The 23,965-nt window shown below is 67.2% G+C and carries 22 protein-coding genes and 1 tRNA gene; 9 read left to right on the forward strand and 14 right to left on the reverse strand.

The window, feature by feature from the left end; genetic code table 11:
• Positions 1–36: 36 nt before the first annotated feature.
• The 9 genes from JMF86_RS13155 to recA form a co-directional block, all read right to left on the reverse strand.
• Positions 37–387 carry a TonB family protein gene (locus JMF86_RS13155; protein ID WP_041489244.1) on the reverse strand — a complete coding sequence of 117 codons (351 nt, stop codon included), beginning with the start codon at positions 385–387 and terminating at the stop codon, positions 37–39.
• A gap of 458 nt (positions 388–845) precedes the next feature.
• Positions 846–2,624: a Wzy polymerase domain-containing protein gene (locus tag JMF86_RS13160; RefSeq protein ID WP_011546120.1), complete on the reverse strand. Its 1,779-nt coding sequence runs from the start codon at positions 2,622–2,624 to the stop codon at positions 846–848.
• A gap of 155 nt (positions 2,625–2,779) precedes the next feature.
• Positions 2,780–3,376 (reverse strand): pilin, encoded by a 597-nt coding sequence (locus JMF86_RS13165; RefSeq protein ID WP_011546121.1) that lies wholly within the window; start codon positions 3,374–3,376, stop codon positions 2,780–2,782.
• A 96-nt stretch (positions 3,377–3,472) separates the two neighbouring features.
• Entirely contained in the window at positions 3,473–4,177 is a 705-nt protein-coding gene (locus tag JMF86_RS13170; protein ID WP_011546122.1) for a TerC family protein, read from the reverse strand.
• A gap of 153 nt (positions 4,178–4,330) precedes the next feature.
• Positions 4,331–5,212, reverse strand: coding sequence for a succinate--CoA ligase subunit alpha (sucD, locus tag JMF86_RS13175; RefSeq protein WP_006477916.1), 882 nt, complete (start codon positions 5,210–5,212; stop codon positions 4,331–4,333).
• Positions 5,213–5,281: 69 nt separating this feature from the next.
• The gene (gene sucC, locus JMF86_RS13180) at positions 5,282–6,448 is read right to left on the reverse strand and encodes an ADP-forming succinate--CoA ligase subunit beta (RefSeq protein WP_006477915.1); all 1,167 of its coding nucleotides are present in this window, start codon (positions 6,446–6,448) and stop codon (positions 5,282–5,284) included.
• Positions 6,449–6,516: 68 nt separating this feature from the next.
• Positions 6,517–7,125, reverse strand: a complete 609-nt coding sequence (locus JMF86_RS13185) for a DUF2889 domain-containing protein (protein ID WP_011546123.1) — start codon at positions 7,123–7,125, stop codon at positions 6,517–6,519.
• Between the two features lie 146 nt (positions 7,126–7,271).
• Entirely contained in the window at positions 7,272–8,165 is an 894-nt protein-coding gene (recX, locus tag JMF86_RS13190) for a recombination regulator RecX (protein ID WP_011546124.1), read from the reverse strand.
• Positions 8,165–9,235 carry a recombinase RecA gene (gene recA, locus JMF86_RS13195; RefSeq protein WP_011546125.1) on the reverse strand — a complete coding sequence of 357 codons (1,071 nt, stop codon included), beginning with the start codon at positions 9,233–9,235 and terminating at the stop codon, positions 8,165–8,167. The genes recX and recA overlap by 1 nt, the downstream gene beginning before the upstream one ends.
• 186 nt (positions 9,236–9,421) lie before the next feature.
• On the opposite strand from recA, the gene JMF86_RS13200 reads away from it, so the two are divergent.
• The 4 genes from JMF86_RS13200 (at position 9,422) to JMF86_RS13215 (ending at position 13,845) form a co-directional block, all read left to right on the forward strand.
• Positions 9,422–10,150 carry a response regulator transcription factor gene (locus JMF86_RS13200; RefSeq protein ID WP_006497347.1) on the forward strand — a complete coding sequence of 243 codons (729 nt, stop codon included), beginning with the start codon at positions 9,422–9,424 and terminating at the stop codon, positions 10,148–10,150.
• A 17-nt stretch (positions 10,151–10,167) separates the two neighbouring features.
• The gene (locus JMF86_RS13205; RefSeq protein ID WP_011546127.1) at positions 10,168–11,721 is read left to right on the forward strand and encodes a sensor histidine kinase; all 1,554 of its coding nucleotides are present in this window, start codon (positions 10,168–10,170) and stop codon (positions 11,719–11,721) included.
• Positions 11,722–11,948: 227 nt separating this feature from the next.
• Positions 11,949–13,607 carry an MFS transporter gene (locus tag JMF86_RS13210; protein ID WP_011546128.1) on the forward strand — a complete coding sequence of 553 codons (1,659 nt, stop codon included), beginning with the start codon at positions 11,949–11,951 and terminating at the stop codon, positions 13,605–13,607.
• A gap of 161 nt (positions 13,608–13,768) precedes the next feature.
• Positions 13,769–13,845 (forward strand) — tRNA-Met (locus JMF86_RS13215).
• Positions 13,846–13,953: 108 nt separating this feature from the next.
• On the opposite strand, the gene JMF86_RS13220 is transcribed toward JMF86_RS13215, so the two are convergent.
• Positions 13,954–14,928 (reverse strand): LysR family transcriptional regulator, encoded by a 975-nt coding sequence (locus tag JMF86_RS13220; RefSeq protein WP_011546129.1) that lies wholly within the window; start codon positions 14,926–14,928, stop codon positions 13,954–13,956.
• Positions 14,929–15,104: 176 nt separating this feature from the next.
• Positions 15,105–16,079: a GlxA family transcriptional regulator gene (locus JMF86_RS13225; protein ID WP_011546130.1), complete on the reverse strand. Its 975-nt coding sequence runs from the start codon at positions 16,077–16,079 to the stop codon at positions 15,105–15,107.
• Positions 16,080–16,193: 114 nt separating this feature from the next.
• On the opposite strand from JMF86_RS13225, the gene JMF86_RS13230 reads away from it, so the two are divergent.
• Positions 16,194–16,877 carry a DJ-1/PfpI family protein gene (locus JMF86_RS13230; RefSeq protein WP_011546131.1) on the forward strand — a complete coding sequence of 228 codons (684 nt, stop codon included), beginning with the start codon at positions 16,194–16,196 and terminating at the stop codon, positions 16,875–16,877.
• A gap of 73 nt (positions 16,878–16,950) precedes the next feature.
• Positions 16,951–17,262: a cupin gene (locus tag JMF86_RS13235; RefSeq protein ID WP_011546132.1), complete on the forward strand. Its 312-nt coding sequence runs from the start codon at positions 16,951–16,953 to the stop codon at positions 17,260–17,262.
• Positions 17,263–17,320: 58 nt separating this feature from the next.
• On the opposite strand, the gene JMF86_RS13240 is transcribed toward JMF86_RS13235, so the two are convergent.
• On the reverse strand, positions 17,321–17,605 hold the full coding sequence (locus JMF86_RS13240; protein WP_006477906.1) for a PAAR domain-containing protein: 285 nt from the start codon (positions 17,603–17,605) through the stop codon (positions 17,321–17,323).
• A 584-nt stretch (positions 17,606–18,189) separates the two neighbouring features.
• Here JMF86_RS13240 and JMF86_RS13245 point away from each other — a divergent pair.
• A complete protein-coding gene (locus JMF86_RS13245) occupies positions 18,190–19,077 on the forward strand; it encodes a LysR family transcriptional regulator (protein WP_011546133.1) in 888 nt (295 codons plus the stop codon).
• A 257-nt stretch (positions 19,078–19,334) separates the two neighbouring features.
• Positions 19,335–22,442, forward strand: coding sequence for a transglycosylase domain-containing protein (locus tag JMF86_RS13250; RefSeq protein ID WP_011546134.1), 3,108 nt, complete (start codon positions 19,335–19,337; stop codon positions 22,440–22,442).
• Positions 22,443–22,484: 42 nt separating this feature from the next.
• Here JMF86_RS13250 and JMF86_RS13255 read toward each other — a convergent pair whose 3' ends face one another.
• Entirely contained in the window at positions 22,485–22,832 is a 348-nt protein-coding gene (locus JMF86_RS13255; protein WP_011546135.1) for a GFA family protein, read from the reverse strand.
• Between the two features lie 147 nt (positions 22,833–22,979).
• Here JMF86_RS13255 and JMF86_RS13260 point away from each other — a divergent pair, with 147 nt between their 5' ends.
• Complete coding sequence (locus JMF86_RS13260; protein WP_011546136.1) at positions 22,980–23,225, forward strand: DUF1272 domain-containing protein; 246 nt, start codon at positions 22,980–22,982, stop codon at positions 23,223–23,225.
• Between the two features lie 39 nt (positions 23,226–23,264).
• Here JMF86_RS13260 and JMF86_RS13265 read toward each other — a convergent pair whose 3' ends face one another.
• Entirely contained in the window at positions 23,265–23,948 is a 684-nt protein-coding gene (locus JMF86_RS13265; RefSeq protein WP_034174415.1) for a FadR/GntR family transcriptional regulator, read from the reverse strand.
• Positions 23,949–23,965: the final 17 nt, after the last annotated feature.

Raw genomic sequence — 23,965 nt, forward strand, 5'->3', positions numbered from 1 at the left:
TGGCGGCACGGCGCGATCGCCCGCACCGACCGTGCGTCATTCGGCGCGCCGCGGCTCGAACACGAACGGTTGCGTGAGCAAGAAGGGATTCGCCGTCGCGCCGGTCTGCACGCAGCTCGCGTGCGTCATCGCTTCGACGGCCGCGCGATCGGCCGCCGCGTTGCGGCTGCTCGTCGTCACGGTGACGTTCTGCGCTTCGCCGGACGTCGTCATCAGCGCGCGCACGAGCACGGTCGCCGGGCGCGTGAGCGGCTTCGCGGTATCCGGATAGACGGCACGCGGAATGTGGCAGGTCAGCTTGCTTTCCTGCGACGACGACAGCATCGCGCAGCCGGAAAACAGCATCGCGACGGCGGGCAGGGTCAGGTAGGTCGAGCGAATGGCCATGGTCGAATATCGTTCTTCAGCACTGTTCTGGGCACACGCGCCGCGCAGCCGAGGCCTTCCCCCGCCCGCATCGCGTGTGTCGCACTGCGCCGCGGCCATCGGACCGGCGCCCCGTTACGGCCGCACGGCCGAGCGATGCCCGGCCGCGATCCTGCTCGGCGCAATCCCCGGATAACCGGGAAGTGTGCCGTATTGGCACCGCCTGCGCCCCACGCCGACGCGCACGCGAGCCCTTTCGCGCATTGTGCCCGCGCCGCCCGGTCAGCAGGCGGCGATTTGACAATGGTTGACGCGAATCGCCGCCCCTTCGACCCGAATCCAAGCGATCCGCGACGTAATCGATAGCCGATCGGCTCAGCGCGTGATGCGCCGGGCCATGTTGCGCCGACGACGTCAGCCCGCTTTCATCACGGCCAGACAAACGCCGGAATTCCCCGTTCCGGCGCGCACGACACGCGTCAATCCGAATCGTCGTCGTCCGAGTCGTCGCCCTCGTCGGCCGGCGCTTCCCCGTATTTCGCGACGACGGCCGCCCTGAACGTCTTCAGCGCCGGCTCATCGCCGCACAGCTTGTACAACGCGGCCAGCTGTTGCGGCCAGTCCTTCAACTCCTTCGCAAACACATGCAGGCGCGCGACGGTATCGAGCGCGTCGGCTTCGCGGCCGGCCAGCGCCTGCAGCACCGCATAGCGGCGCAGCACCGTCTCGCCGGGCAGCAGCGCGATCGCGCGCTCGTGCGCGGCGAGCTTGAGCGGCAGGTTGTCCGGCGAAATGGTCAGCAGCGTCGCCGCACCGTAATCGCCCCACGCGCCGAACAGCAGCGACGGCGCATCGCGATACTGCGCGGCCGGGCTGCTGCCGTAATAGAGCACTTCCGCGCGCTGGTAGTCGCGCAGCACGGGCACCGCCGCCAGCACGCCGCCGAACGACAGCACCGCGAACAGCCCGAATGCCGCACGCCCCGGCAGGATGCGCAGCGGCTTCACCTCGAGCAGCCCGATCACGAACATCGCCGGCAGCAGGAAGAACATGTATTGCTGCGGATACTCGACCAGCGCATGCATCAGCAGGATGCCGATCAGCGCGAAGCCGAACACGCGCATGCTCGACTGCGGCGCCCGCACCGTGCGCACGAACCACATGACGAGCGTGACGGCGAGCACGCCGAGCCCGACGAGACCGGACTTCGCGAGCAGGTCGATGAAGATGTCGTGCGAGTTGTTCGCGATCTCGACGCCGCCGAGCGTGCGCACGAGCGCAAACTGGTGCGACGGGAATTCGCCCCAGCCGACGCCGAGCAGCGGATGCTCGCGGAACATCGCGAGCCCGTACTTCCACAGCGCGAGGCGCGGCGCGATCTGCCCGGCGTCGCGCATCCGGTCGGCGGCCGACTCCGCGAGATTCAGGTGATAGTGCACGTTGGCCCAGCGCACCGCGACGTTCACCGCGATGAACGCGACCGCCAGCACGACCGGTATCAGCCACGCACGCGCATTGCCCGGCGTGCGGCGCGATTCGACCCACGCCATCCAGAAGCCCGCGACGACCATCACCGCCACCTGCAGCCACGGCCCGCGCGACACCGTCAGCGCGAGACCGACCGACAGTACGAGCGACAACGCGAGCCAGGCCCACACCGCGAGCCGGCGTGTCTGGACCAGATACAGCGCGCCCGCGAGCGCGAAGGCGATGTAGCTGGCCAGGTGGTTCGCCTGCGCCATGTTGCCGTACGGACGACGGTCGACCGCGATGTTGTACACGACGACGAACGGCGAGACGGCCGCTTCGAGGTGGAACAGCTGCACGATCTGGGTACCGACCGCGAACACGCCGCCCACGAGCAGCGCGCCGGCCATCATCCGCGACACGGTTTCCGCCATCCCGTCGCGCGCGAGCGCGTAGCCAGCCTGCATCGCGACCAGCGCGGCCGCGAGATAACCGACCGCCAGCCAGTTCATCGACGGCACCTTGAGCGGGATCAGCGCGACCTGCGCGATCAGCACCGCCGCAAAACCGAGCGGGACGACGAACGCGGCCGGCGCGGCAAACGGCTCGGCCGGACGGCCGGTGCGCGCGAGCAGCACGACGGACACGCCCACCAGCAGATACAGCACCAGCGCGGAAAACTCGGAATAGAAGGTCGGGATCGGATACGTGTGATTCGTGATCGCGTACGGCACGATCAGGGCGACAGCCAGCGCAACGAGCGACAACGAACGGGAAAAAGTAGAAGGCATGAGCGAACCGGATGTCAGCAACCGGCGCACTATACAAAACTTTCCCTGCTCTGTGCGGGGCCGTCGCTCCGGGAGCCGGCGCCGGGCTGCGGCCCCGCCGGCCGAAGCGGCGACCGGCAGGCCGCAGGCGCCGCCGCCCTGCTTCTCCGCCAGCCTTATGCGCGGCACTCCGCGGGCGCATATTTCGCGGGCAGCGTCGCGGCGTTACCCGGCAACGGCCCCGCTCCAGGCGCCGGCAGCGACGACGCGTCCTTGCCGGCCGCGAAGCATTCCCACGCGATCGCGCCCGCTTGTATCGCGCCCTTTTTGAGCGGCACGCGCGCGGTGGGCGCCTCGGCCTTGTCGGGCGCGGACGGCACGAGCACCAGCGTATTGGTGCCGGCCGCGGCGACGCGGGTGGTGAAGGAAACCGTGATCTGGCCGGTGGCGCCGTCGATCGCGACCGATTCGACGTTGCGGGTCCCGGCCGGCGGGCTGTAGCCGCCGTCGAGGCTCGCGCCGCTCGCGGCGTTGTCGGCGACCGCGAGCCGCGCGGACGACGCGAGCGCCAGCCCCTCGCCGACGCGCGAGCGCGCGAGGTAATCCTGGTACGCGGGAATCGCATAGGCCGCGACGACCCCGACGATCGCCAGCACGATCATCAGTTCGATCAGCGTGAAGCCGGCCAGCCGCCAGCGCGACGACGGCCGGTTCGCGTGCCGCAGATCGGCGGCAACGCGACGGAACAGGGAAACGGAAAAGGCTTCGAACATGAACAGGCTCCGGAAACGAAAAACGCCTGCCGATACAGGCAGGCGTCTCGATCGTAGCCAGCGGGCCGCGAAGCCGGCAGTCAGCCGGATGGCCAGTCAGTGCGCGTGCGGCACGCTGCGGCGTTTCCTGAGCGCATAACCGATCGCGACGACGAACAACGCGCCGACGATGCTCGCGCCGTAGACCACTTCCGGCGCATCAAGCACCGGCCAGCGGTCGCCGACCGGGTCGTTCACGATCAAGCCGCCCGCGATCCAGCCGAGCAGCCCGGCGCCGAATGCCACGACGACCGGGAAACGGTCGAGCAGCTTCAGCACCAGCGTGCTGCCCCACACGATGATCGGCACGCTGACGATGAGCCCGAAGATCACGAGCGCGATCCGGTGCGACGGATCGGCCTGCTCGGCCGCGCCGGCGATCGCGATCACGTTGTCGAGGCTCATGACCGCGTCGGCGATCACGATCGTCTTCACGGCGTCCCACAGCCGGTCGGCCGGCTTGATGTTGTCGTGCGCGTCGGCGGCCGGCGCCATCAGCTTGATGCCGATCCACAGCAGCAGCAGGCCGCCGCCGAGCTTCAGGAACGGCACGTCGAGCAGCGCGACCGCGAACGTGATCAGCGCGACACGCAGCAGGATCGCCCCCGCAGTGCCCCAGACGACGCCGCGCAGCCGCTGGTTCGCCGGCAGGTTGCGGCACGCAAGCGCGATCACGACCGCGTTGTCGCCGCCGAGCAGGATATCAATGATGACAATCTGGAGAATGGCGCCCCAGTGCAGCGAGGTCAGGAATTCGAGCATAGCGGAGAGGAAAGGACAACGGCCGCCTCGCGGGCGGCCCGGTTCATCGTAGGCGCATGCAGAACGCATGCCCGGTGCTTACGAATTCATTGCGGGAGCATAACAAAAAACGCCGCAAGCGCGTTTTTTGCAGGACGAGCCCAATGGAAATGATTACAGCGCCTTCTTCAGCAGACGGCCCATTTCCGACGGGTTGCGCGTGACGGTGATGCCGCACGCTTCCATGATTTCCAGTTTCGCTTCGGCCGTATCCGCACCGCCCGAGATCAGCGCGCCGGCGTGGCCCATGCGCTTGCCCGGAGGCGCCGTGACGCCCGCGATGAAGCCGACCACCGGCTTCTTCATGTTGTCCTTGATCCACTCGGCGGCGTTGGCTTCGTCCGGACCGCCGATTTCGCCGATCATCACGACCGCATCCGTATCCGGATCGTCGTTGAACATCTTCATCACGTCGATGTGCTTCAGACCGTTGATCGGGTCGCCGCCGATACCGACTGCCGACGACTGGCCGAGGCCGAGTGCCGTCAGCTGGGCAACCGCTTCATACGTCAGCGTGCCCGAACGCGACACGACGCCGATGCGGCCCTTGCGGTGGATGTGACCCGGCATGATGCCGATCTTCAGTTCGTCCGGCGTGATCGTGCCCGGGCAGTTCGGCCCGAGCAGCAGCGTCTTGCGGCCTTCGCGACGCATGCGGTCCTTCACTTCGATCATGTCACGGACGGGGATGCCTTCCGTGATGCAGATCGCGAGATCCAGGTCGGCTTCGACCGCTTCCCAGATCGCAGCGGCCGCGCCTGCCGGCGGAACGTAGATGACCGACACGGTCGCGCCGGTTTCCGCCTTCGCTTCCTTGACGCTCGCGTAGATCGGAATGCCTTCGAAGTCTTCGCCGGCCTTCTTCGGGTTCACGCCCGCGACGAATGCTTCGCGGCCGTTTGCGTATTCACGGCAGGCGCGCGTATGGAACTGACCGGTTTTGCCGGTAATGCCCTGCGTGATGACCTTCGTGTCCTTGTTGATCAGAATCGACATGTATTTTGACCTCTGTTCGATGGGCGTCGCGTGCAAACCGCGCCGCCCTACGTGTTCATTAGCGCGTGCTTACTTGCCTGCGGCAGCCGCGACGACCTTCTGCGCAGCCTCTTCCATGCTGTCCGCCGAGATGATCGGCAGGCCCGAATCGGCCAGCATCTTCTTGCCGAGGTCCTCGTTCGTGCCCTTCATGCGCACGACCAGCGGCACGTTCAGGTTCACGGCCTTCGAACCGGCGATCACGCCTTCCGCGATCACGTCGCAGCGCATGATGCCGCCGAAGATGTTCACGAGGATCGCCTTCAGGTCCGGGTTCTTCAGCATCAGCTTGAACGCTTCCGTGACCTTCTCGGTCGTCGCGCCTCCGCCGACGTCCAGGAAGTTCGCCGGTTCGCCGCCGAACAGCTTGATCGTGTCCATCGTCGCCATCGCGAGGCCCGCGCCGTTCACGAGACAGCCGATGTTGCCGTCGAGCGAGATGTACGCGAGGTCGAACTTCGACGCTTCGATTTCAGCCGGATCTTCTTCGTCCAGATCGCGGTACGCGACGATTTCCGGGTGACGGAACAGCGCGTTCGAGTCGAAGTTGAACTTCGCGTCGAGTGCGGTGACCTTGCCGTCGCCGGAGACGTTCAGCGGGTTGATTTCGGCCAGCGATGCGTCGGTTTCCCAGAATGCCTTGTACAGGCCTTGCAGGATCGCGCGCGCTTGCGGAATCGACGCAGCCGGCACGCCGATCTTCGCGGCGAGGTCGTCGGCCTGCGCGTCCAGCAGGCCCGTCGACGGCTCGACGATGACCTTGTGGATCAGTTCCGGGTGCTTCTCGGCGACTTCTTCGATGTCCATGCCGCCTTCGCTCGAGCCCATCAGCACGATCTTCTGCGAGATGCGGTCGACGACGAGGCTGACATACAGTTCCTGCTTGATGTCGGCGCCTTCCTCGATCATCAGACGGTTGACCTTCTGGCCTTCCGGACCGGTCTGGTGCGTGACGAGCTGCATGCCGAGGATCTGGTTCGCGTATTCGCGGACCTGCTCGATCGACTTCGCCACCTTCACGCCGCCGCCCTTGCCACGGCCACCCGCGTGAATCTGAGCCTTCACGACCCATACCGGGCCGCCGAGCTCTTCCGCCACCTTGACGGCCTCGTCAACCGAGAACGCCGGCTTGCCGCGCGGTACCGCGACTCCGAATTTCCGCAGGATTTCCTTACCCTGGTACTCGTGAATCTTCATGCGTGATTCCCTTCAGTCTGAGAGTTGGATGAAAAGTCGCTTAAGACGCTTCTTCGAATGATTTCCGTTCATTCCTTCGTGCTGCCTTCACCGGGCAGATCCGGCCGAATCGGGCCGTACCAGCGCGGGTAGTACTGCCGCACGACCTCACCGTCGAATCGCAGCGCGCGGCAGCGGCCGAGCTGGAAAGGCGGTTCGGCGTGCGCGCCGTCGTGATCCGGCCCTTCGCCGCCCTCCTCGCGCACGTTCCACACGTCACCGGCGAACGCCTGGATCGCGGCCGTCGGCAGCACGGCGCACAGTTCGGTGAGATGGGAACAGCCTGCGACGCCGGCGAGCAGCCGGTTCGCGTTGCGGCGGAAATTGCGGAAGAGATTGAGCCCGATGAGGGCCCGATAGGTGGGCGGGGCGGATTGACAATGACCAGGATAGGGCACCCATTCCGAAGACGCTTCGGCGTCGACGACATTGAGGTCACGATCGATGGTCACGCGCAGCCAGAGTTCGTGGATCGGCAGACCCTGGGGCCGGATGCCCGACGCAAGCGCGACATCGCGCGGCTTGTGGTCGGTCAGGCAGGCTTCGATGTCCCACAAGCCGTCGCCGCGCTCGTAGGCTTCCGCTCGGATTGCGCGTCGATGTCGCAACTGACGGGGCACGGGCTCGGATAGCGGCATGCTGGAGGTTGAGGCCGAAGAGGAAAACCCGTGGATTTTAGCATATTGGGTATTTGAGACAGTTTGCCGCGACGGCGGGTATTCCCGCCTGTCCGGAAGCGGTTGCAATGCAGCAAAATCGCGCGCCACGCGCGCGACCGGGCGGCTCAGTCGTCGATCGGGAAATCGTCGCCGACCTTCAGCAACTTCACGATGGTCGCGCTCGAGAAGCCGCGCGCGGCCAGGAAGCGCGCCTGCTTCGCGCGTTCGGCGGGCGTTTGCGGCAGTGCACCGAATTTCTTGCGCCAGACAGCCTGCGCGCGCGTCAATTCGGTCTCGCGCAATTGGGCATTCACCTCTTCGACGAGACTGTCGCCGACCGCATGGCGCTTCAGCTCGCTGACGATGCGCGCGACGCCGACACGCGACGCGCGACGATGCACGAGGCTCTCGGCGAAGCGCGCGTCGGACAGCCAGCCTTCCTGTTCCAGCGCATCGAGCACCGGTTCGATGGACTCGCCTTCGTCGACGTAGGGTGCGAGCTTGCGCGCGAGCTCCGCGCGGCTGTATTCACGCCTCGACAGATAGCCGAGCGCGCGGCCCTTCAACGACCGCGGCGGCTTCGACGACTTGCGCTCGCTGGCGCCCGGCGCGTCGCTCGAAGCAGCGCCGCTGGAAGATGCGCCGAAAGACGCACCGGCTGCGCGGCGTGTGCGGCGCGGATGCTGGCTGCTGCGCGTATAGACATCTTCCGTCGCGGGCGCATCGGCTGTGCGATTGCTCGGGGCGCGATCGCCCGGGAAGCGGACACCGGACACGCGACGGCGGGAGCGATCATGCGCGTCGAACGACTCGTCGTCGTCGAACGGATCGTCCGGTGCGGCAATCTCAAATGAAACGAGGGCATCGTCGGATGCCCTCGTCGCAGTGCGGTTCGCGGCGTTGCCGCCTGCGCCCCGCCGGTCGGCGCCCGAGGAACCGGCTCGCCGGCCGGAGCGACCCGCCGTTTCGGGCACGTCGCTCTCCTCCGGCTCGCCAGCCTGACCTCGGCGCACAACCATTACTCTTCTTCGTCCAACGCCTCGGCTTCGTTGGCTACGCCATCGGGCATGCTGACGACACCGAGCGATTCGCGGATGCGGTTTTCGATCTCGCGTGCGATTTCCGGATTCTCGCGCAGGAATTCACGCGCATTGTCCTTGCCCTGGCCGATCTTCTCGCCGTTGTAGCTGTACCAGGCGCCGGCCTTGTCGACGATCTTCGCCTGCACGCCGAGATCGATGATCTCGCCCTGACGCGAAATACCTTCGCCGTACAGGATGTCAAAGATCGCTTCGCGGAACGGCGGCGACACCTTGTTCTTGACGACCTTCACGCGGGTTTCGTTGCCGATCACCTCGTCATTCTTCTTGATCGAACCGATCCGGCGAATGTCGAGACGCACCGACGAATAGAACTTCAGCGCGTTGCCGCCCGTGGTGGTTTCCGGGTTGCCGAACATCACGCCGATCTTCATCCGGATCTGGTTGATGAAGATCACCAGGCAGTTCGTGCGCTTGATCGTGCCGGTCAGCTTGCGCAGCGCCTGCGACATCAGGCGAGCCTGCAGACCCGGCAGCGAATCGCCCATCTCGCCTTCGATTTCGGCCTTCGGCACGAGCGCCGCGACCGAGTCGATGACGATCATGTCGATCGAGCCCGAGCGCACCAGCGCATCGGTGATTTCGAGCGCCTGCTCGCCGGTGTCCGGCTGCGAGATCAGCAGTTCCGGCACGTTCACGCCGAGCTTCGACGCGTACTGGACGTCGAGCGCGTGCTCGGCGTCGATGAACGCCGCGGTGCCGCCGATCTTCTGCAGTTCAGCGATGACTTGCAGCGTGAGGGTGGTCTTACCGGACGATTCCGGACCGTAGATCTCGACCACCCGGCCGCGCGGCAGGCCGCCGACGCCCAGCGCGATGTCGAGACCCAGCGACCCCGTGGAGACGACCTGGATATTCTCGGCCGCCTCGCCGTCGCCCATGCGCATGATCGAGCCCTTGCCGAACTGCTTCTCGATCTGTGCGAGTGCGGCCGCCAGCGCCTTGCTCTTCTCGGCGGTCATCCCGGAGCCCTTCTTGCTATCTTCCATGAATCGTCCTTTGCTATGATGAGCAGCGTCTGTTGGAGGCGCGCCCGCTTCAAGCGCTGCCCACGAATGCAGACACTGTATAAAAAAACAGTGTTTTGTGCAAGCCCGCAATGCAAAGCGTTGTGCACGAATAACTTCGGAGACAGCCGCGCCGGCGCGAACGCCCTGCCGGCACCGGTCAGCAACATGCGAATTCTCATCGCCGAAGACGACAGCATACTCGCGGACGGCCTCACCCGGTCACTCCGCCAATCGGGCTATGCCGTCGATCACGTGAAGAGCGGCGTCGACGCCGACACCGCGCTGTCGATGCAGACTTTCGACCTGCTGATCCTCGATCTCGGGCTGCCGAAAATGTCCGGGCTCGACGTGCTCAAGCGCCTGCGCGCGCGCAATTCCAATCTCCCCGTGCTGATCCTGACCGCCGCCGACAGCGTCGACGAACGCGTGAAGGGGCTCGACCTCGGCGCCGACGACTACATGGCCAAGCCGTTCGCGCTCAACGAGCTCGAGGCGCGCGTGCGCGCGCTGACCCGGCGCGGCGCCGGCGGCGGCCCGACCGTCGTGCGCCACGGCTCGCTCGCGTTCGACCAGGTCGGTCGCATCGCGTACGCGAACGATCACGTGCTCGATCTCTCCGCGCGCGAGCTCGGCCTGCTCGAGGTGCTGCTGCAGCGGATCGGCCGGCTCGTGTCGAAGGAACAGCTCGTCGATCACCTGTGCGAATGGGGCGAGGAAGTCAGCAACAACGCGATCGAAGTCTACGTGCACCGGCTGCGCAAGAAGATCGAACCGAGCGGCGTGCGGATCTCGACCGTGCGCGGCCTCGGCTATTGCCTCGAGAAGGTCGCGCCCGCGACGCCGGCCGACACGGCGGCGCCCCAGCCCGCGGCGGCCGGCACGCCGCTGCGCTGACGCCGGGCGGCGCCGCGATGGCCACGCCGGCCCATTCCCCTTCCCGCCACCCGACCGGCGCGCCGTCGTCGGCTGCCGACGAGGCGCGCGACGCGCGCTACGAGAACCCGTTCGCGCCGCCCGACGAGACCGAATCGCCCGAAACGCCGCGCCCGCGCTCGCTGTTCGGCGAAATCCTCGACTGGATGCTCGCGCCGCTGCTGCTGCTGTGGCCGATGAGCATCGCCGTCACCTATCTCGTCGCGAAGACGATCGCGAACAGCCCGTTCGATCGCGCGCTCGAGACCAACGCCTACGTGCTCGCGCGCCAGATCCATCCGGTCAACGGCGTCGCCGAGCTGACGCTGCCGGAGCAGACGCGCGACTTCCTGCGCGCGGACAACATCGACAGCGTCTACTTCCAGGTGCTCGGCACGCGCGGCGAGCTGGTCGCGGGCGAGGCCGACATGCCGCTGCCGCGTGACGAGGACCGCCCGCCGCCGGGCGTCGTCGTGTTCCGCGACGACCTGCTGCGCGGCAACGACGTGCGCGTCGCGTATACGACCGTCGCGCTGCCGCAGACGAGCGGCGCGCAGCCCGTGCTCGTGCAGGTCGGCGAGACGCTCGACAAGCGCAATGCGCTCGCCAACGACATCATCAAGGGCGTGATCCTGCCGCAATTCGTGATCCTGCCGCTCGCGATCCTGCTCGTCTGGTTCGGGCTGTCGCGCGGGCTCGCGCCGCTCAACGCGCTGCAGGCGCACATCCGCGCGCGGCGGCCCGACGACCTGTCGCCCGTCGAGGCGCAGCGCGCGCCGCCCGAGATCGAGCCGCTCGTCACGTCGTTCAACGACCTGCTCGCGCGCCTCGAACAAAACATGGCGCTGCAGAAACGCTTCATCGCCGATGCCGCGCACCAGATGAAGACGCCGCTCGCGGGCCTGCGCACGCAGGCCGAGTTCGCGCTGCGCCACCCGGTGCCGCCCGACGTGCAGCGCTCGCTCGAGCAGATCGCGACGAGCTCCGAGCAGGCCGCGCGGCTCGTCACGCAACTGCTGGCGCTCGCGCGCGCCGAGAACCGCGCGAGCGGGCTGACGTTCGAGCCGGTCGAGATCGGTTCGCTCGCGCGGCGCACCGTGCGCGACTGGGTGCAGGCCGCGCTCGCGAAACGCATGGACCTCGGGTACGAAGGCCCGGACGACGATGCGCCGCTCGAGGTCGACGGCAACCCGGTGATGCTGCGCGAGATGCTCGGCAACCTGGTCGACAACGCGATCCGCTATACGCCCGAAGGCGGCCGCATCACGGTGCGCGTGCGGGCCGAGCGCGCGGCGCGGCGCGTGCATCTCGAAGTCGAGGATACCGGCCCCGGCATCCCGGCCGGCGAGCGCGAGCGCGTCGTCGAGCGTTTCTACCGGATCCTCGGCCGCGAAGGCGACGGCAGCGGCCTCGGGCTCGCGATCGTGCGCGAGATCGCCACGCAGCACGGCGGCACGCTGACGCTCGACGATCACGTCTACCAGCACGCGCCGCGCCTCGCCGGCACGCTGGTGCGCATCAGCCTGCCGCTCACCGATACCGCCCCGGATTAACCCTGACGCGCGCCGCCACGGCACGGCGCCAATACGCAGAAACCGGCGCTTTACCGGACGTTCACGCCACGATCGACACGCGAAGCGACCGATTCGACACGGGTTAACGCGCAGTCGTTTTGTACGCGCAAGTCAGTGCGCCGTAAGTTTCCGTGCCAATAATCGTCGACAGGCCCGCCCCTCCCAAGGCGGCCGCACATCTATATCAAGGGACTTGGAGACGATTCATGGCAACGTTAGGCGGGCAAATTTCGCACTCGCCGATGACGGGCGAAGAGAAGAAGGTGATCTTCGCGTCGTCGCTCGGCACCGTGTTCGAGTGGTACGACTTTTACCTGGCCGGCTCGCTCGCGGCCTACATCAGCAAGAGCTTCTTCTCCGGCGTCAATCCGACCGCCGCGTTCATCTTCACGCTGCTCGGCTTCGCCGCCGGCTTCGCGGTGCGGCCGTTCGGCGCGATCGTCTTCGGCCGGCTCGGCGACCTCGTCGGCCGCAAGCACACGTTCCTCGTGACGATCGTGATCATGGGCGTCTCGACGTTCGTGGTCGGCTTCCTCCCGGGCTACGCGTCGATCGGCATCGCCGCCCCCGTGATCTTCATCGCGATGCGGCTGTTGCAGGGCCTCGCGCTCGGCGGCGAGTACGGCGGCGCGGCGACCTACGTCGCCGAGCATGCGCCGGCCAACCGGCGCGGCTTCTACACCGCCTGGATCCAGACGACGGCCACGCTCGGCCTGTTCCTGTCGCTGCTCGTGATCCTGGGCGTGCGCACGTTCATCGGCGAGGAAGCGTTCGGCAACTGGGGCTGGCGCGTGCCGTTCGTCGCATCGATCCTGCTGCTCGGGGTGTCGGTGTGGATCCGGCTGCAACTGAACGAATCGCCGGTGTTCCTGCGCATCAAGGCGGAAGGCAAGACGTCGAAGGCGCCGCTGACCGAAGCGTTCGGCCAGTGGAAGAACCTGAAGATCGTGATCCTCGCGCTGATCGGCCTGACGGCCGGCCAGGCGGTCGTGTGGTACACGGGCCAGTTCTACGCGCTGTTCTTCCTCACGCAGACGCTGAAGGTCGACGGCGCCAGCGCGAACATCCTGATCGCGATCGCGCTCCTGATCGGCACGCCGTTCTTCCTGTTCTTCGGCTCGCTGTCGGACAAGATCGGCCGCAAGCCGATCATCCTTGCCGGCTGCCTGATCGCCGCGCTGACCTACTTCCCGCTGTTCAAGGCGCTCACGCACTACGCGAACCCGCAGCTCGAACTCGCGACGCAGAAGGCGCCGATCACGGTCGTCGCCGATCCGGCTACCTGCTCGTTCCAGTTCAACCCGGTGGGCACGTCGAAGTTCACCACCTCGTGCGACATCGCGAAGAGCGCGCTCGCGAAGGCCGGCCTGAACTACGAGAACGTCGCGGCGCCGGCCGGCACGCTGGCCGAAATCAAGGTCGGCGACACGGTGATCCAGACCTACGACGGCAAGGCGGCCGACGCGAAGGCGCAGGGCGCGGCGTTCGACAAGACCCTCGCGTCGACGCTGAAGGGGGCCGGCTACCCGGCGAAGGCCGACCCGGCGCAACTCAACTGGCCGATGACGATCGTGATCCTGACGATCCTCGTGATCTTCGTGACGATGGTCTACGGCCCGATCGCCGCGATGCTGGTCGAGATGTTCCCGACGCGAATCCGCTACACGTCGATGTCGCTGCCCTATCACATCGGCAACGGCTGGTTCGGCGGCTTCCTGCCGGCAACTGCGTTCGCGATCGTCGCGGCGAAGGGCAACATCTACTCGGGGCTCTGGTATCCGATCGTGATCGCGCTGGCCACGTTCGTGATCGGCCTGCTGTTCGTCAAGGAGACGAAGGACTCGGACATCTACGCGCAGGATTGATGTCGGGTCCGCGGCGGGGGAGGGCCGACGGAGGATCGCCTTCCGGCGCCCGGCTCCCGCCCGCGATGGAGGCCGGCACGGACCGTCGGCAACTTTTTTCGGGAAAGATGGAAAAAGGTATTGACAGCTGACCGGCCGATCGACATAATTCAAGTCTTCACGGCGAATTAGCTCAGTCGGTTAGAGCGACGGAATCATAATCCGCAGGTCCGGGGTTCGAATCCCTGATTCGCCACCAAATGCGAAAAGCCGCTGTTTCTTTCGAAACAGCGGCTTTTTTCATTGCTTCATCGGGCGCACGCGGCGGCGCGCGTTGCCCGCCTTCAGGCCGCGCGCTGCGCCCAGACTACGCCACCACCGCTCCGCGCTGCGTATCCGGCGTCTCCGCCCGCAGCTTCCCCCGCCAGTTCTCCCCGCCCTCCAGCGCCGGCGTCGACTCGAACACCTCCGCGATCCAGTCGGCGAACACGCGCACCTTCTGCGACAGATGCCGGTTGTGCGGGTAGACGATCGAGATCGGCTTCGGCTTCGGATTGCTGTCCGGCAGCACCTCGACCAGCGAGCCGTCGAGCAGGTGCGGCAGCACCATGAACAGCGTCGGCTGGATCATCCCGAAGCCTTCGAGCCCGCACGTCACGTAGGCATCCGAGTCGTTGACCGTGACGCTGCCGTTCATCCGCACCTCGAACGGCTTGCCGTCGATCATGAACACCCACGGAATCGCCCGCGCGCCGTGGCTCGAGCGAAAATTCACCGCGTGATGCTCGACGAGATCGGCAATCTCGTTCGGCTCGCCGTGACGGGCGAGGTAATCGGGAGACGCGCACGTCACGCGCTTGAGCATCCCGATGCGCCGCGCGACCATCGACGAATCCTCGAGCGGCCCGACCCGGATCATGCAGTCGATGCCCTCCTCGACCGGATCGACGTAGCGGTCGGACAGCCCCAGCTCGAGCGTGATGTCCGGATAGCGCTGCCGGAAGATCGACAGCGACGGCAGCACGACGCGCCGCCCGAGCGAACTCGGCATGTGGACGCGCAGCACGCCGCTCGGCTTGCGGTTGCCGGCCTGGAAACTCGCGTCGGCCTCGGCGATCTCCGCGATGATCTTCATGCAATGCTCGTAGTACGCGGCGCCCTCCGGCGTCAGCGACAACCGGCGCGTCGTCCGGTGCATCAGGCGCACGCCGAGCAGCGCCTCGAGATTCTGGATGATGGTCGTCACCGATGCGCGCGGCATCGCGAGCGTGTCGGCCGCCCGCGTGAAGCTGTTCGCGTCGACCACGCGGGTAAAAACCTCCATTGCCTGGATGCGGTCCATGCTGCTTCCCCCTTCGAATCGCCAACGGGACAGAATAGAGCGCGCGGCGGGCACGGCACAAGCCCCCGCCTATTGTTCTCCGATCCTGAATAGTTTCGACACTTCGGACTGGAAACCGACCGGTTTCCGTTCAGTTCCGGGTAGCGGCCGCCGCGGCTCCGCTCATTCGTCGCACGTCACCGCACGAACCGCTCGCGATATCCCTGCGGCGATACGCCCAGCACGCGCACGAAGCTGCGCCGCAGCGTCTCCTCCGAACCGAAGCCGCAACGCCCGGCGATCCGCTTGACGGGCCATGTCGTTTCGCCGAGCAGGCGTTGCGCGGCCTCGACACGGATCTGCTCGACCGCACGCGCGGGCGTTCGGCCGGTTTCCGCGCGATAGTGGCGCACGAAGCTGCGCTCGCTCATGCTCACGCGCTCGGCGAGCGCGGGCACCGACAGGTCGGCCGTCAGGTGCTCGGCCATCCACGCGTGCAGCTCGCCGAACCGGTCGGCGGTGCGCTGCATCGACAGCATCGTGCTGAACTGCGCCTGCCCGCCCGGGCGCTTCAGGAATACGACGAGTTCGCGCGCGACGTCGAGCGCGGTCGCCCGCCCGAGGTCCTCCTCGACCAGCGCGAGCGCGAGATCGATGCCGGCCGTCACGCCGGCCGACGTCCACAGCGCGCCTTCGCGGATGAAGATCGGATCGGGCTCGACACGCACGTTCGGGTAGCGCGCCGCGAATTCGTCGCAGCGCGCCCAGTGCGTGACCGCGCGCCGCCCGTCGAGCAGGCCGGCCTCGGCGAGCAGGAACGCGCCGGTGCAGACCGACGCCACGCGCCGCGCGCGCCCGGCCTGCTGCCGCACCCAGCGCACCACCCGCGCGTCCTTCGACGCCGCGTGCACGCCCTTGCCGCCGGCGACGATCAGCGTGTCGGGACGGCGCGCGGCCGCGCGCAGCGACTCGGCCATCACGACGAGGCCCGACGACGTCTCGACGGGCCCCGCTTCGACGGCCACGACGCGCGGCGCATACGGCGCCGGCTGCCCGCGCTCCAGCGCGAGCTCGTTGACGGACGCGAACACCTGCAACGGGCCCGTCACATCGAGCAATTGGGCACGGGGAAACGCGAGGACCAGGATCGAACGCGGGGCGGCGGCAGGCATGGCGATTGGCTGAAAACGTGGGTGATATGGCAATTTCGCCAAACACTACGCGCCTAGAATCGACCTGTCCATCCCGTGCCGAACGGCGCGCCCCTTCCCTCTCGGAGCCTTCGCATGACCCTGCATATCGGCCTTCTCGTCTTTCCGGGCGTCCAGCAACTCGACCTCACCGGCCCGCACGACGTGCTCGCGTCGCTGCCGGACGCAACCGTCCATCTGGTGTGGAAGTCCCGCGACGCGGTCGCGTCGAGCAGCGGCCTCGCGCTCGCGCCGACCTGTACGTTCGACGACTGCCCGCCGCTCGACGTGATCTGCATCCCGGGCGGCATCGGTATCAACGAACTGCTGCTCGATGCCGAAACGATCGCGTTCGTGCAGCAGCGCGCGGCCACCGCGCGCTACGTGACGTCGGTCTGCACGGGCTCGCTGCTGCTGGGCGTGGCGGGCCTGCTGCGCGGGCGGCGCGCGACGACGCACTGGGCGTTCCACGCGCTGCTCGAACCGCTGGGTGCGATACCCGTGCGCGAGCGCGTCGTGCGTGACGGCAACCTCGTCACGGGCGGCGGCGTGACGGCCGGCATCGACTTCGCGCTGACGATCGCCGCGGAGCTGGTCGGCGACGAAGCCGCGCAGGCGATCCAGCTGCAACTCGAATATGCGCCCGCGCCGCCGTTCGACGCGGGCTCGCCCGATACCGCGCCGGCCGCGGTCGTGAAGCGCGTCACCGAACGTTCGGCCGCCGGCTTCGCGAAGCGCAAGCAGATCATCGAGCAGGCGCTGCGCGCCACGTCGCGCTGAATGCGGAACGGGAGATGCGGATGCCGGAAAAATCACTGGAAAGCAGCGCACGCGCGTGCCGGAGAACACCTCGATGAACATCATCCGGAGTGCCGCATTCACGGCGGACCGCGCGTGGGGCGCCCTCGACATCGCGACCCTGAACGGCATCACGGTGCGGCTGCACTGGACCGACGAGCCGTATCGCTGGCATGTGAACGACGGCGAGGAGGTGTTCGCGGTGCTCGACGGCCGCGTCGAGATGCGCTACCGCGAAGCGGGCGTCGAGCACGCGACGGTGCTCGAAACGGGCGACGTCTTCCATGCGACGGTCGGCACCGAGCACGTCGCGCATCCGCTCGGCGCCGCGCGCATCCTCGTGATCGAAACCGAAGGCAGCGTCTGACGGCGGGCGTCGGGGTCTCGATGTCGCGCGGCTGACGAGCGCCGTCGCGCGGCGAAGGTCACCCCGAGATCGTCCCGGTTGCCTGCGAGGGGATCAGTTTCGGTAGCGGCGTGCACTGGCACTGGCACAGGTCGTGTTCGAGCGCGACGACCTTGCCCATCACGGTCATCGTGCGCTCGCCGCCGTCCGATACGATCACGCCCGGCGACTTGCACGCCGCGCAGAACACGGCTGCGCCGAGATACGCGAGTTCGCGCCCGTCGAACGACGAATTGGCGATCCCTTCGAGCACGACGCCGCCGTGATCGGTCGTGTCGCCCTTCAGAATGAATTTGCGGCTCATGATGTCGGTTCTTCCCTCGGAAACGCCGCGCAACGCAACCGCGCACGGGCATCGTGAAACCGCCCGTCGGTCGCGGGCGTCCCGCGAGCATATCACCGCTCGCCGCGGCCGCGACACGTGCCTTCCGCATCGGCCGGTCGCTCCATCAGGTATTCGCCGCGCATGGCGATTCGGCGCCACGGCGTGTTCACGCGCCGCGATGCGCCGAACCCGATCGCCTGCGGCTACCCGATCCACTGTTCCGTCGAGGCTCGTGCCGGCACGATCGCGCGACGTTGCCATGGCGACAGGGACGCATCCGGTTCGGCATGCCGTCGCATCGATAATGTCTGATGCTTTAACCCAAAAATTAGCCTAGATTTTCGTACAATTACTAAATACAAATACATCAAAAAGTTTTAATGGCAATTCGCCTCGAATCATTCATTCGACGCCCCTCACATCTCAAAGCCCATCATTCTCCGGCCGTTCGCATACCCGATAAATACGCGGCTCCACAATAAACATTCATGAAAACAGGCCGTTAAAATCAAGCAAGCCGATAGATAGAATTCAATCAACGCTTTCTGTTTATCGATAAAAAAATGGATGAACTCCTACCGATGCGACTATTCGTCAAGGTCGCCGAACTTCGCAGTTTCGCGCGCGCCGCCACGGAACTGAACATCTCCAACTCGTCGGCCACCCGCCTCGTCATGAGCATCGAGGACCGGCTCGGCGCACGCCTGCTGAATCGCACCACCCGCAGCCTGTCGCTGACCGACGCAGGCCACCTCTATCTGGCGCAGATACGTCACGTGATCGACGAAATCGACCGGGTGGAGGACACGATCGCCTCGATGCACCACGAACCGATCGGATCGCTGAAAATCGCCGCGCCGGTCATGTTCGGGATGCACGTGCTCGCGCCGGCCATCGATGCGTTCAAGATGCGCCACCCGGCCATCGTGCCGGAAGTCACGATCGTGGACCGTCACGTCGATCTCGTGTCGGAGGGCTTCGACGTCGGGCTGCTGCTGTCCCAGCACATCAGCAACAACACGCTGGTGAAGCGCCCGCTCACGCGGCTTAGGCAGCTCGTCTGCGCCGCACCGCAATATGCCGAGCGGCACGGCACGCCCGCGCATCCGCAGGATCTCGCGTCGCACGCCTGCCTGGCGTTCCATGCCGATTTCATGGGCGAATACCTGTCGTTCGATCACGACCAGACGCGCATCACCGTACGCCCGAACAAGTCCGCGTCGTCGAACAACGTCGGGCTGATCCGGAACTGGGCGCTGTCCGGCATGGGCATCGCGGTCCTGCCCGACTTCCTCGTCAAGTCGGATCTCGACGACGGCCGGCTGCTCGCGCTGCTGCCCGGCTATCGGCTCGAGGCCCTCGAGATGAACGTCGCGTACCCGAGCCGCCGGCACTTTCCGCGCAAGGCCCGACTTTTCGTCGATCACCTGATCGACCATTTCGTCAGTTGAATGCAGGACGGCATCGCGCACGATTTTTCACGCCGATTCGCGGTCGCCCGCTCGAGCCGCACTCGCCCCGCACCCGGCCGCGGCGGCGCGCCGGCAGGCGCTCCCACGGCCGTCGACCCGTCACCCGGCGGGTATGGGCACGCCTGTTGCGCCGGCGCATCTCGGTAGTCGACCGCTCTTGGCAGCCCGCCGCGGAGGACTACACTAATCCTTAATGGGGTGCGGCCGGATAACCGCGCCCTCAGGGAGACGCCGCCATGAATCGGCCGCTGAATCGTATCCTGCCGCGCGTGACCGGTCCCGCCTCGGTGTGGACGTGGGTCAAGTGGTCCTTGCTCGCCGCACTGCTGATCGCGCTCGCGATCGTCGCGCGGCTCGTGCAGACCGAGATCGAAACCTCCCGGCTGCAGGCGCGCTACCTGTCCGAGCTCACCCGCGACGTCGGCTATACGGTCGAGGCGGGGCCGAGCGATCACATCCGCTTCCCCGCGAACGGCCCGTACGACCAGCGCTTCGGCTACGCGATGATCCCCGCGTTCCAGCAGCGGCTGCTCTCGCGCGGCTTCGTCGTCAGCGAGCAGGCGCGCGATTCGCAGCGGATGCTGGCGCTCGGCGAGCGCGGGCTGTTCCTTCCTTATGAAGAGAAGGACCAGACGGGCCTGATGCTGTTCGATTCGACCGGCTCGCCGCTGTTCGCGACCGTGTTTCCGCAGCGCGTCTACGCGGACTTCGACACGGTGCCGCGCGTGATCACCGATTCGCTGCTGTTCATCGAGGATCGCTACCTGCTCGACGGGAACGAACCGAACCGCAACCCGGCGATCGACTGGGGGCGCTTCAGCCGCGCGCTCGCCGACCAGGCGCTGCACGTCGTCAACCGCCATCAGGCGCGCCCGGGCGGCAGCACGCTCGCGACGCAGATCGAGAAATTCCGCCATTCTCCCGAGGGCCGCACCGCGACGCCGCCCGAAAAGCTGCGGCAGATCGCGTCCGCGTCGGTGCGCGCCTACCTGAACGGTCCGCAGACGATGCTCGCGCGCCGCACGATCGTCGTGCGCTACCTGAACTCGGTGCCGCTCGCCGCGCGGCCGCACGTGGGCGAAATCACCGGCATCGGCGACGGTCTCGCCGCGTGGTATGGCCGCGACTTCAACGACGTGAACCGCATCCTGTCCGCGCCGACGACCGGCGACAACGTCGACCAGCAAGGCAAGACGTTCCGCGAAGTGTTGTCGCTGCTGATCGCGCAGCGCGCGCCGTCGTACTTCCTCAACCGCGGCTATCCGGCGTTGCAGAAGCTGACCGACAGCTACCTGCGGCTGCTGTCCAACGGCGGCATGATCTCGCCCGCGCTGCGCGATGCCGCGCTCGCCGCGCAGATCGAACGCAGCGCGCCGCCGGCCGCCGCGCGCGTGCAGTCGTTCGTGTCGCGCAAGGCCGTCACCTCCGCGCGCGCATCGCTGCTGTCGGCGCTGGGCATCAGCGACCTGTACCAGCTCGACCAGCTCGACCTGCAGGCCACCAGCACGCTCGACAACGGCGTGCAGCAGGCGGTCGCCGAGCGGCTCGCGCGGGCGTCGACGCGCGACGGTGCGCAGGCCGCCGGCCTGTACGGTTTCGAGATGCTCGCGCCGAAGGACGACCCGTCGCACCTCACGTACAGCTTCACGCTGTACGAGCACCGCAACGGCGCGAACATGCTGCGCGTGCAGACCGACAGCGTGAACCAGCCGTTCGACGTGAATCGCGGCGGCCGCATCAACCTCGGCTCGACCGCGAAGCTGCGCACGCTGATCACGTACCTGCAGATCGTCTCCGACCTCCATGCGCGCTATGCGAACCTGTCGAACGCGGAGCTGGCGCGCGTGAAGCCCGATCCGATCGACGGGCTGTCGCGCTGGGCGCTCGACTATCTGTCGCATACGCGCGACCGCTCGCTGCAGGCGATGCTCGATGCGTCCGTCGAGCGCAAATATTCGGCGAGCCCGGACGTGTTCTACACGGGCGGCGGCGCGCAGGTGTTCTCCAACTTCGAGAAGTCGGACAACGGCCGCATCCTGACGCTGCACGCGGCGTTCGAGCACTCGGTCAACCTCGTGTTCGTGCGGCTGATGCGCGACATCGTTCACTATGAAACGCTGCAGGCGGCCGGCCCGTCGTCGTCGTGGCTCAACGATCCCGCGCAGCGCCAGCATTACCTGCAGCAATTCGTCGACGGCGAAAGCCAGGTCTACGTGAAGCGCTACTACACGCGCTATGCGGGCAAGGCGCCCGACGACGCGCTCGCGCTGATGCTGCGCGACGTACGCAAGTCGCCGCCGAAGCTCGCGACGGTGCTGCGCAGCGTCGCGCCGAACGAGTCTCTCGCGTGGTTCTCGGCGCAGATGCGCGCGCAACTGAAGGGCACGCCGGCCGCGACGCTGTCCGACGACGATCTCGCCGCGCTCTACGCGAAGTACGCGATCGACCGCTTCAACCTCAACGACCGCGGCTATATCGCGAGCGTCCATCCGCTCGCGCTGTGGACGCTCAACTACCTGCGCGCGCACCCGGGCGCGTCGCTCGCCGAGGTTCAGCGCGACAGCCGCGATACGCGTTTCTACACGTATTCGTGGCTGTACAAGACCCGCTACCACGCGACGCAGGACCGGCGCATCCGCCGCATGGTCGAGCTGCGCGCGTATGCGGAGATCACGAAGTCGTGGCGCGCGCTTGGCTACCCGTTCGCGGAAGTGACGCCGTCCTATGCGGCCGCGATCGGTGCATCGGGCGACCAGCCCGACGCGCTCGCGAAACTGATCGGCCTGATCGCGAACGGTGGCCAGAAGGCGCCGACCGAGACGATCACGCGACTCGATTTCGCGAAGGGCACGCCGTACGAAACGCGTTTCGTGCGCGCGGCCGCCCAGCCGCAGCCGGTGCTGTCGCCGGAGATCGTCAACGTGGCGCACACGCTGCTGCGCGACGTCGTGCTCCACGGCACCGCGCGCCGCCTCGCGGGCGGGCTCACGCTGCCGGACGGCAAGACGCTCGACGTGTACGGCAAGACGGGGACGGGCGACCAGCGCTTCAACGTCTATGCGCGCGGCGCGCGGCTGATCGAGTCGCGCAAGGTCAACCGCAGCGGCACCTTCGTGTTCGCGATCGGCGACCGGTTCTTCGGCGTGCTGACGGCGACCGCGCACGAACCGTATGCGGCGCGCTACGACTTCACGAGCGCGATGGCCGTGCAGTTGCTGAAGTCGATGGCGCCGGCGCTCGCACCGCTGATCGAACGCCCGGCCGACGCCGGCACGCGTACCGCGGGGCCGGCGCCGCAGGCGGAAACGCCTGCGGCGAATGCAGCGGCCGTGCAGCCGTCCTGACCGCCTGATCGCGGCGGGTAGGCACCCGCACCGGCGCGCCGCTCAGTGCGAGCGGCCGTCGTAGTGCGTGACGGGCAGCGCGTCGAGGTCGACGCCGTCGATGCAGCGCACGTTGATCGCGGCCATCGCGGTGCCCTTCGGATCGACGCCCTCGCCGAACGCGTGAATCCCGCAGCGCTTGCAGAAGCGATGCCGGATCACGTGCTTGTTGAACATGTAGGTGGCAAGATTCTCGTCGGGTGTCAGCAGCTTCATGTGATCGCGCGGCACGAACCACATCAGCGCGCCCTTGCGCCGGCAGATCGAGCAGTTGCACGCCATCACGCCCTGCAGGTCGCCTTCCGCCTCGAACGTCACGTCTCCACAATGACAGCTTCCGCGATAAAGCATGGTCGTCTCCCGGTGCAGCCCGTGCACGTCGCCGGCGCCCCGGCGGGACACCGTTGGCCGGGCCGATCCAAACGCGTACAGTAGCGCTCGCATGCGTCGCCCGCAATGTCCGGACGGCGCCATCCCTCACCGACCCAGGAGACCGTCATGCTCGAACTGCGCCCCGGCTGCGAATGCTGCGACAAGGACCTGCCGCCCGATTCGGAGGAAGCACGCATCTGTACGTTTGAATGTACGTTTTGCGCGACTTGCGCGGACGACGTGCTGAAGGGCCGCTGCCCGAACTGCGGCGGCGACCTGGTCGCGCGCCCGCGGCGACCGGCGAGCCTGCTCGCGAAGTACCCGCCGTCGACGGAACGGATCCACAAGCCGGGCGGCTGCGCGAACGCCTGACGGCACGGCGCCGGCACCGGCGCCGCGTGCCCGCTTCCGTCACGACATCTCGATCCGGGCACGCGTCACCGCCAGCAGCGTCGCCATCGCGCGGCGAGCGCCGTTCTCGTCGCGCACGCGAATCGCGTCGCTGACGGCCGTATGCTCGGCAAGCGACGCGTTGTACACGTCCGCCCGGCGCGCATTCAACTGCAGTTGCGCCTCGAGCGTGCGATCGATCAGCGCGCCGAGCGGCACCAGCAGCTCGTTGCCACCGGCCTCCAGCACGCTCAGGTGAAAGTGCAGATCGGCGCGCACCCATTCGTCGACGTTGCGCGCGGCGGCCATCGCGCGCACCGCGCCGTCGATCGCGTCGAATGCTTCGGGCGTATGGGTTCGCGCGGCCAGCGCGGCCGCGTGCGGCTCGATCATCTCGCGCATCTCCTGCAGCTTCAGCGCGAATGCGAGCGGCGGCGCGACACGCGCATACCAGTCGAGCAGGTCGGCATCGAGCAGGTTCCACGCCCGGCGCGGCCGCACGCGCGTGCCGACCTTCGGCCGCGATTCGACCAGCCCCTTCGACGTCAGCGTGCGCAGCGCCTCGCGCATCACCGTGCGGCTTACGCCGTACATCTCCATCAGGTCGGGTTCCCTCGGCAGCAGCGATTCGGGCGGATAGTCGCCGCGCAGGATCGCCGTCGCGAGCCGGAAGGCCGTCTGTCCATGCAGGTCGCGTTGAATGATCGTTCTCCGTCGGGCGA

Source organism: Burkholderia sp. E168m15 (assembly GCF_016586105.1).
GTDB lineage: Bacteria > Pseudomonadota > Gammaproteobacteria > Burkholderiales > Burkholderiaceae > Burkholderia > Burkholderia orbicola.

Bases quoted from the DNA above. Each gene is read 5' to 3' on its own strand.
- JMF86_RS13230 (WP_011546131.1), top strand. From the start codon at position 16,194: ATGACCCTGCATATCGGCCTTCTCGTCTTTCCGGGCGTCCAGCAACTC.
- JMF86_RS13240 (WP_006477906.1), bottom strand. From the start codon at position 17,605: ATGAGCCGCAAATTCATTCTGAAGGGCGACACGACCGATCACGGCGGC.
- JMF86_RS13245 (WP_011546133.1), top strand. From the start codon at position 18,190: ATGGATGAACTCCTACCGATGCGACTATTCGTCAAGGTCGCCGAACTT.
- JMF86_RS13260 (WP_011546136.1), top strand. From the start codon at position 22,980: ATGCTCGAACTGCGCCCCGGCTGCGAATGCTGCGACAAGGACCTGCCG.
- JMF86_RS13160 (WP_011546120.1), bottom strand. From the start codon at position 2,624: ATGCCTTCTACTTTTTCCCGTTCGTTGTCGCTCGTTGCGCTGGCTGTC.
- JMF86_RS13185 (WP_011546123.1), bottom strand. From the start codon at position 7,125: ATGCCGCTATCCGAGCCCGTGCCCCGTCAGTTGCGACATCGACGCGCA.
- recA (WP_011546125.1), bottom strand. From the start codon at position 9,235: ATGGAAGATAGCAAGAAGGGCTCCGGGATGACCGCCGAGAAGAGCAAG.
- JMF86_RS13235 (WP_011546132.1), top strand. From the start codon at position 16,951: ATGAACATCATCCGGAGTGCCGCATTCACGGCGGACCGCGCGTGGGGC.
- recX (WP_011546124.1), bottom strand. From the start codon at position 8,165: ATGGTTGTGCGCCGAGGTCAGGCTGGCGAGCCGGAGGAGAGCGACGTG.
- JMF86_RS13155 (WP_041489244.1), bottom strand. From the start codon at position 387: ATGGCCATTCGCTCGACCTACCTGACCCTGCCCGCCGTCGCGATGCTG.
- JMF86_RS13255 (WP_011546135.1), bottom strand. From the start codon at position 22,832: ATGCTTTATCGCGGAAGCTGTCATTGTGGAGACGTGACGTTCGAGGCG.
- JMF86_RS13210 (WP_011546128.1), top strand. From the start codon at position 11,949: ATGGCAACGTTAGGCGGGCAAATTTCGCACTCGCCGATGACGGGCGAA.
- JMF86_RS13250 (WP_011546134.1), top strand. From the start codon at position 19,335: ATGAATCGGCCGCTGAATCGTATCCTGCCGCGCGTGACCGGTCCCGCC.
- JMF86_RS13165 (WP_011546121.1), bottom strand. From the start codon at position 3,376: ATGTTCGAAGCCTTTTCCGTTTCCCTGTTCCGTCGCGTTGCCGCCGAT.
- JMF86_RS13225 (WP_011546130.1), bottom strand. From the start codon at position 16,079: ATGCCTGCCGCCGCCCCGCGTTCGATCCTGGTCCTCGCGTTTCCCCGT.
- sucC (WP_006477915.1), bottom strand. From the start codon at position 6,448: ATGAAGATTCACGAGTACCAGGGTAAGGAAATCCTGCGGAAATTCGGA.
- JMF86_RS13170 (WP_011546122.1), bottom strand. From the start codon at position 4,177: ATGCTCGAATTCCTGACCTCGCTGCACTGGGGCGCCATTCTCCAGATT.
- sucD (WP_006477916.1), bottom strand. From the start codon at position 5,212: ATGTCGATTCTGATCAACAAGGACACGAAGGTCATCACGCAGGGCATT.
- JMF86_RS13220 (WP_011546129.1), bottom strand. From the start codon at position 14,928: ATGGACCGCATCCAGGCAATGGAGGTTTTTACCCGCGTGGTCGACGCG.
- JMF86_RS13200 (WP_006497347.1), top strand. From the start codon at position 9,422: ATGCGAATTCTCATCGCCGAAGACGACAGCATACTCGCGGACGGCCTC.
- JMF86_RS13205 (WP_011546127.1), top strand. From the start codon at position 10,168: ATGGCCACGCCGGCCCATTCCCCTTCCCGCCACCCGACCGGCGCGCCG.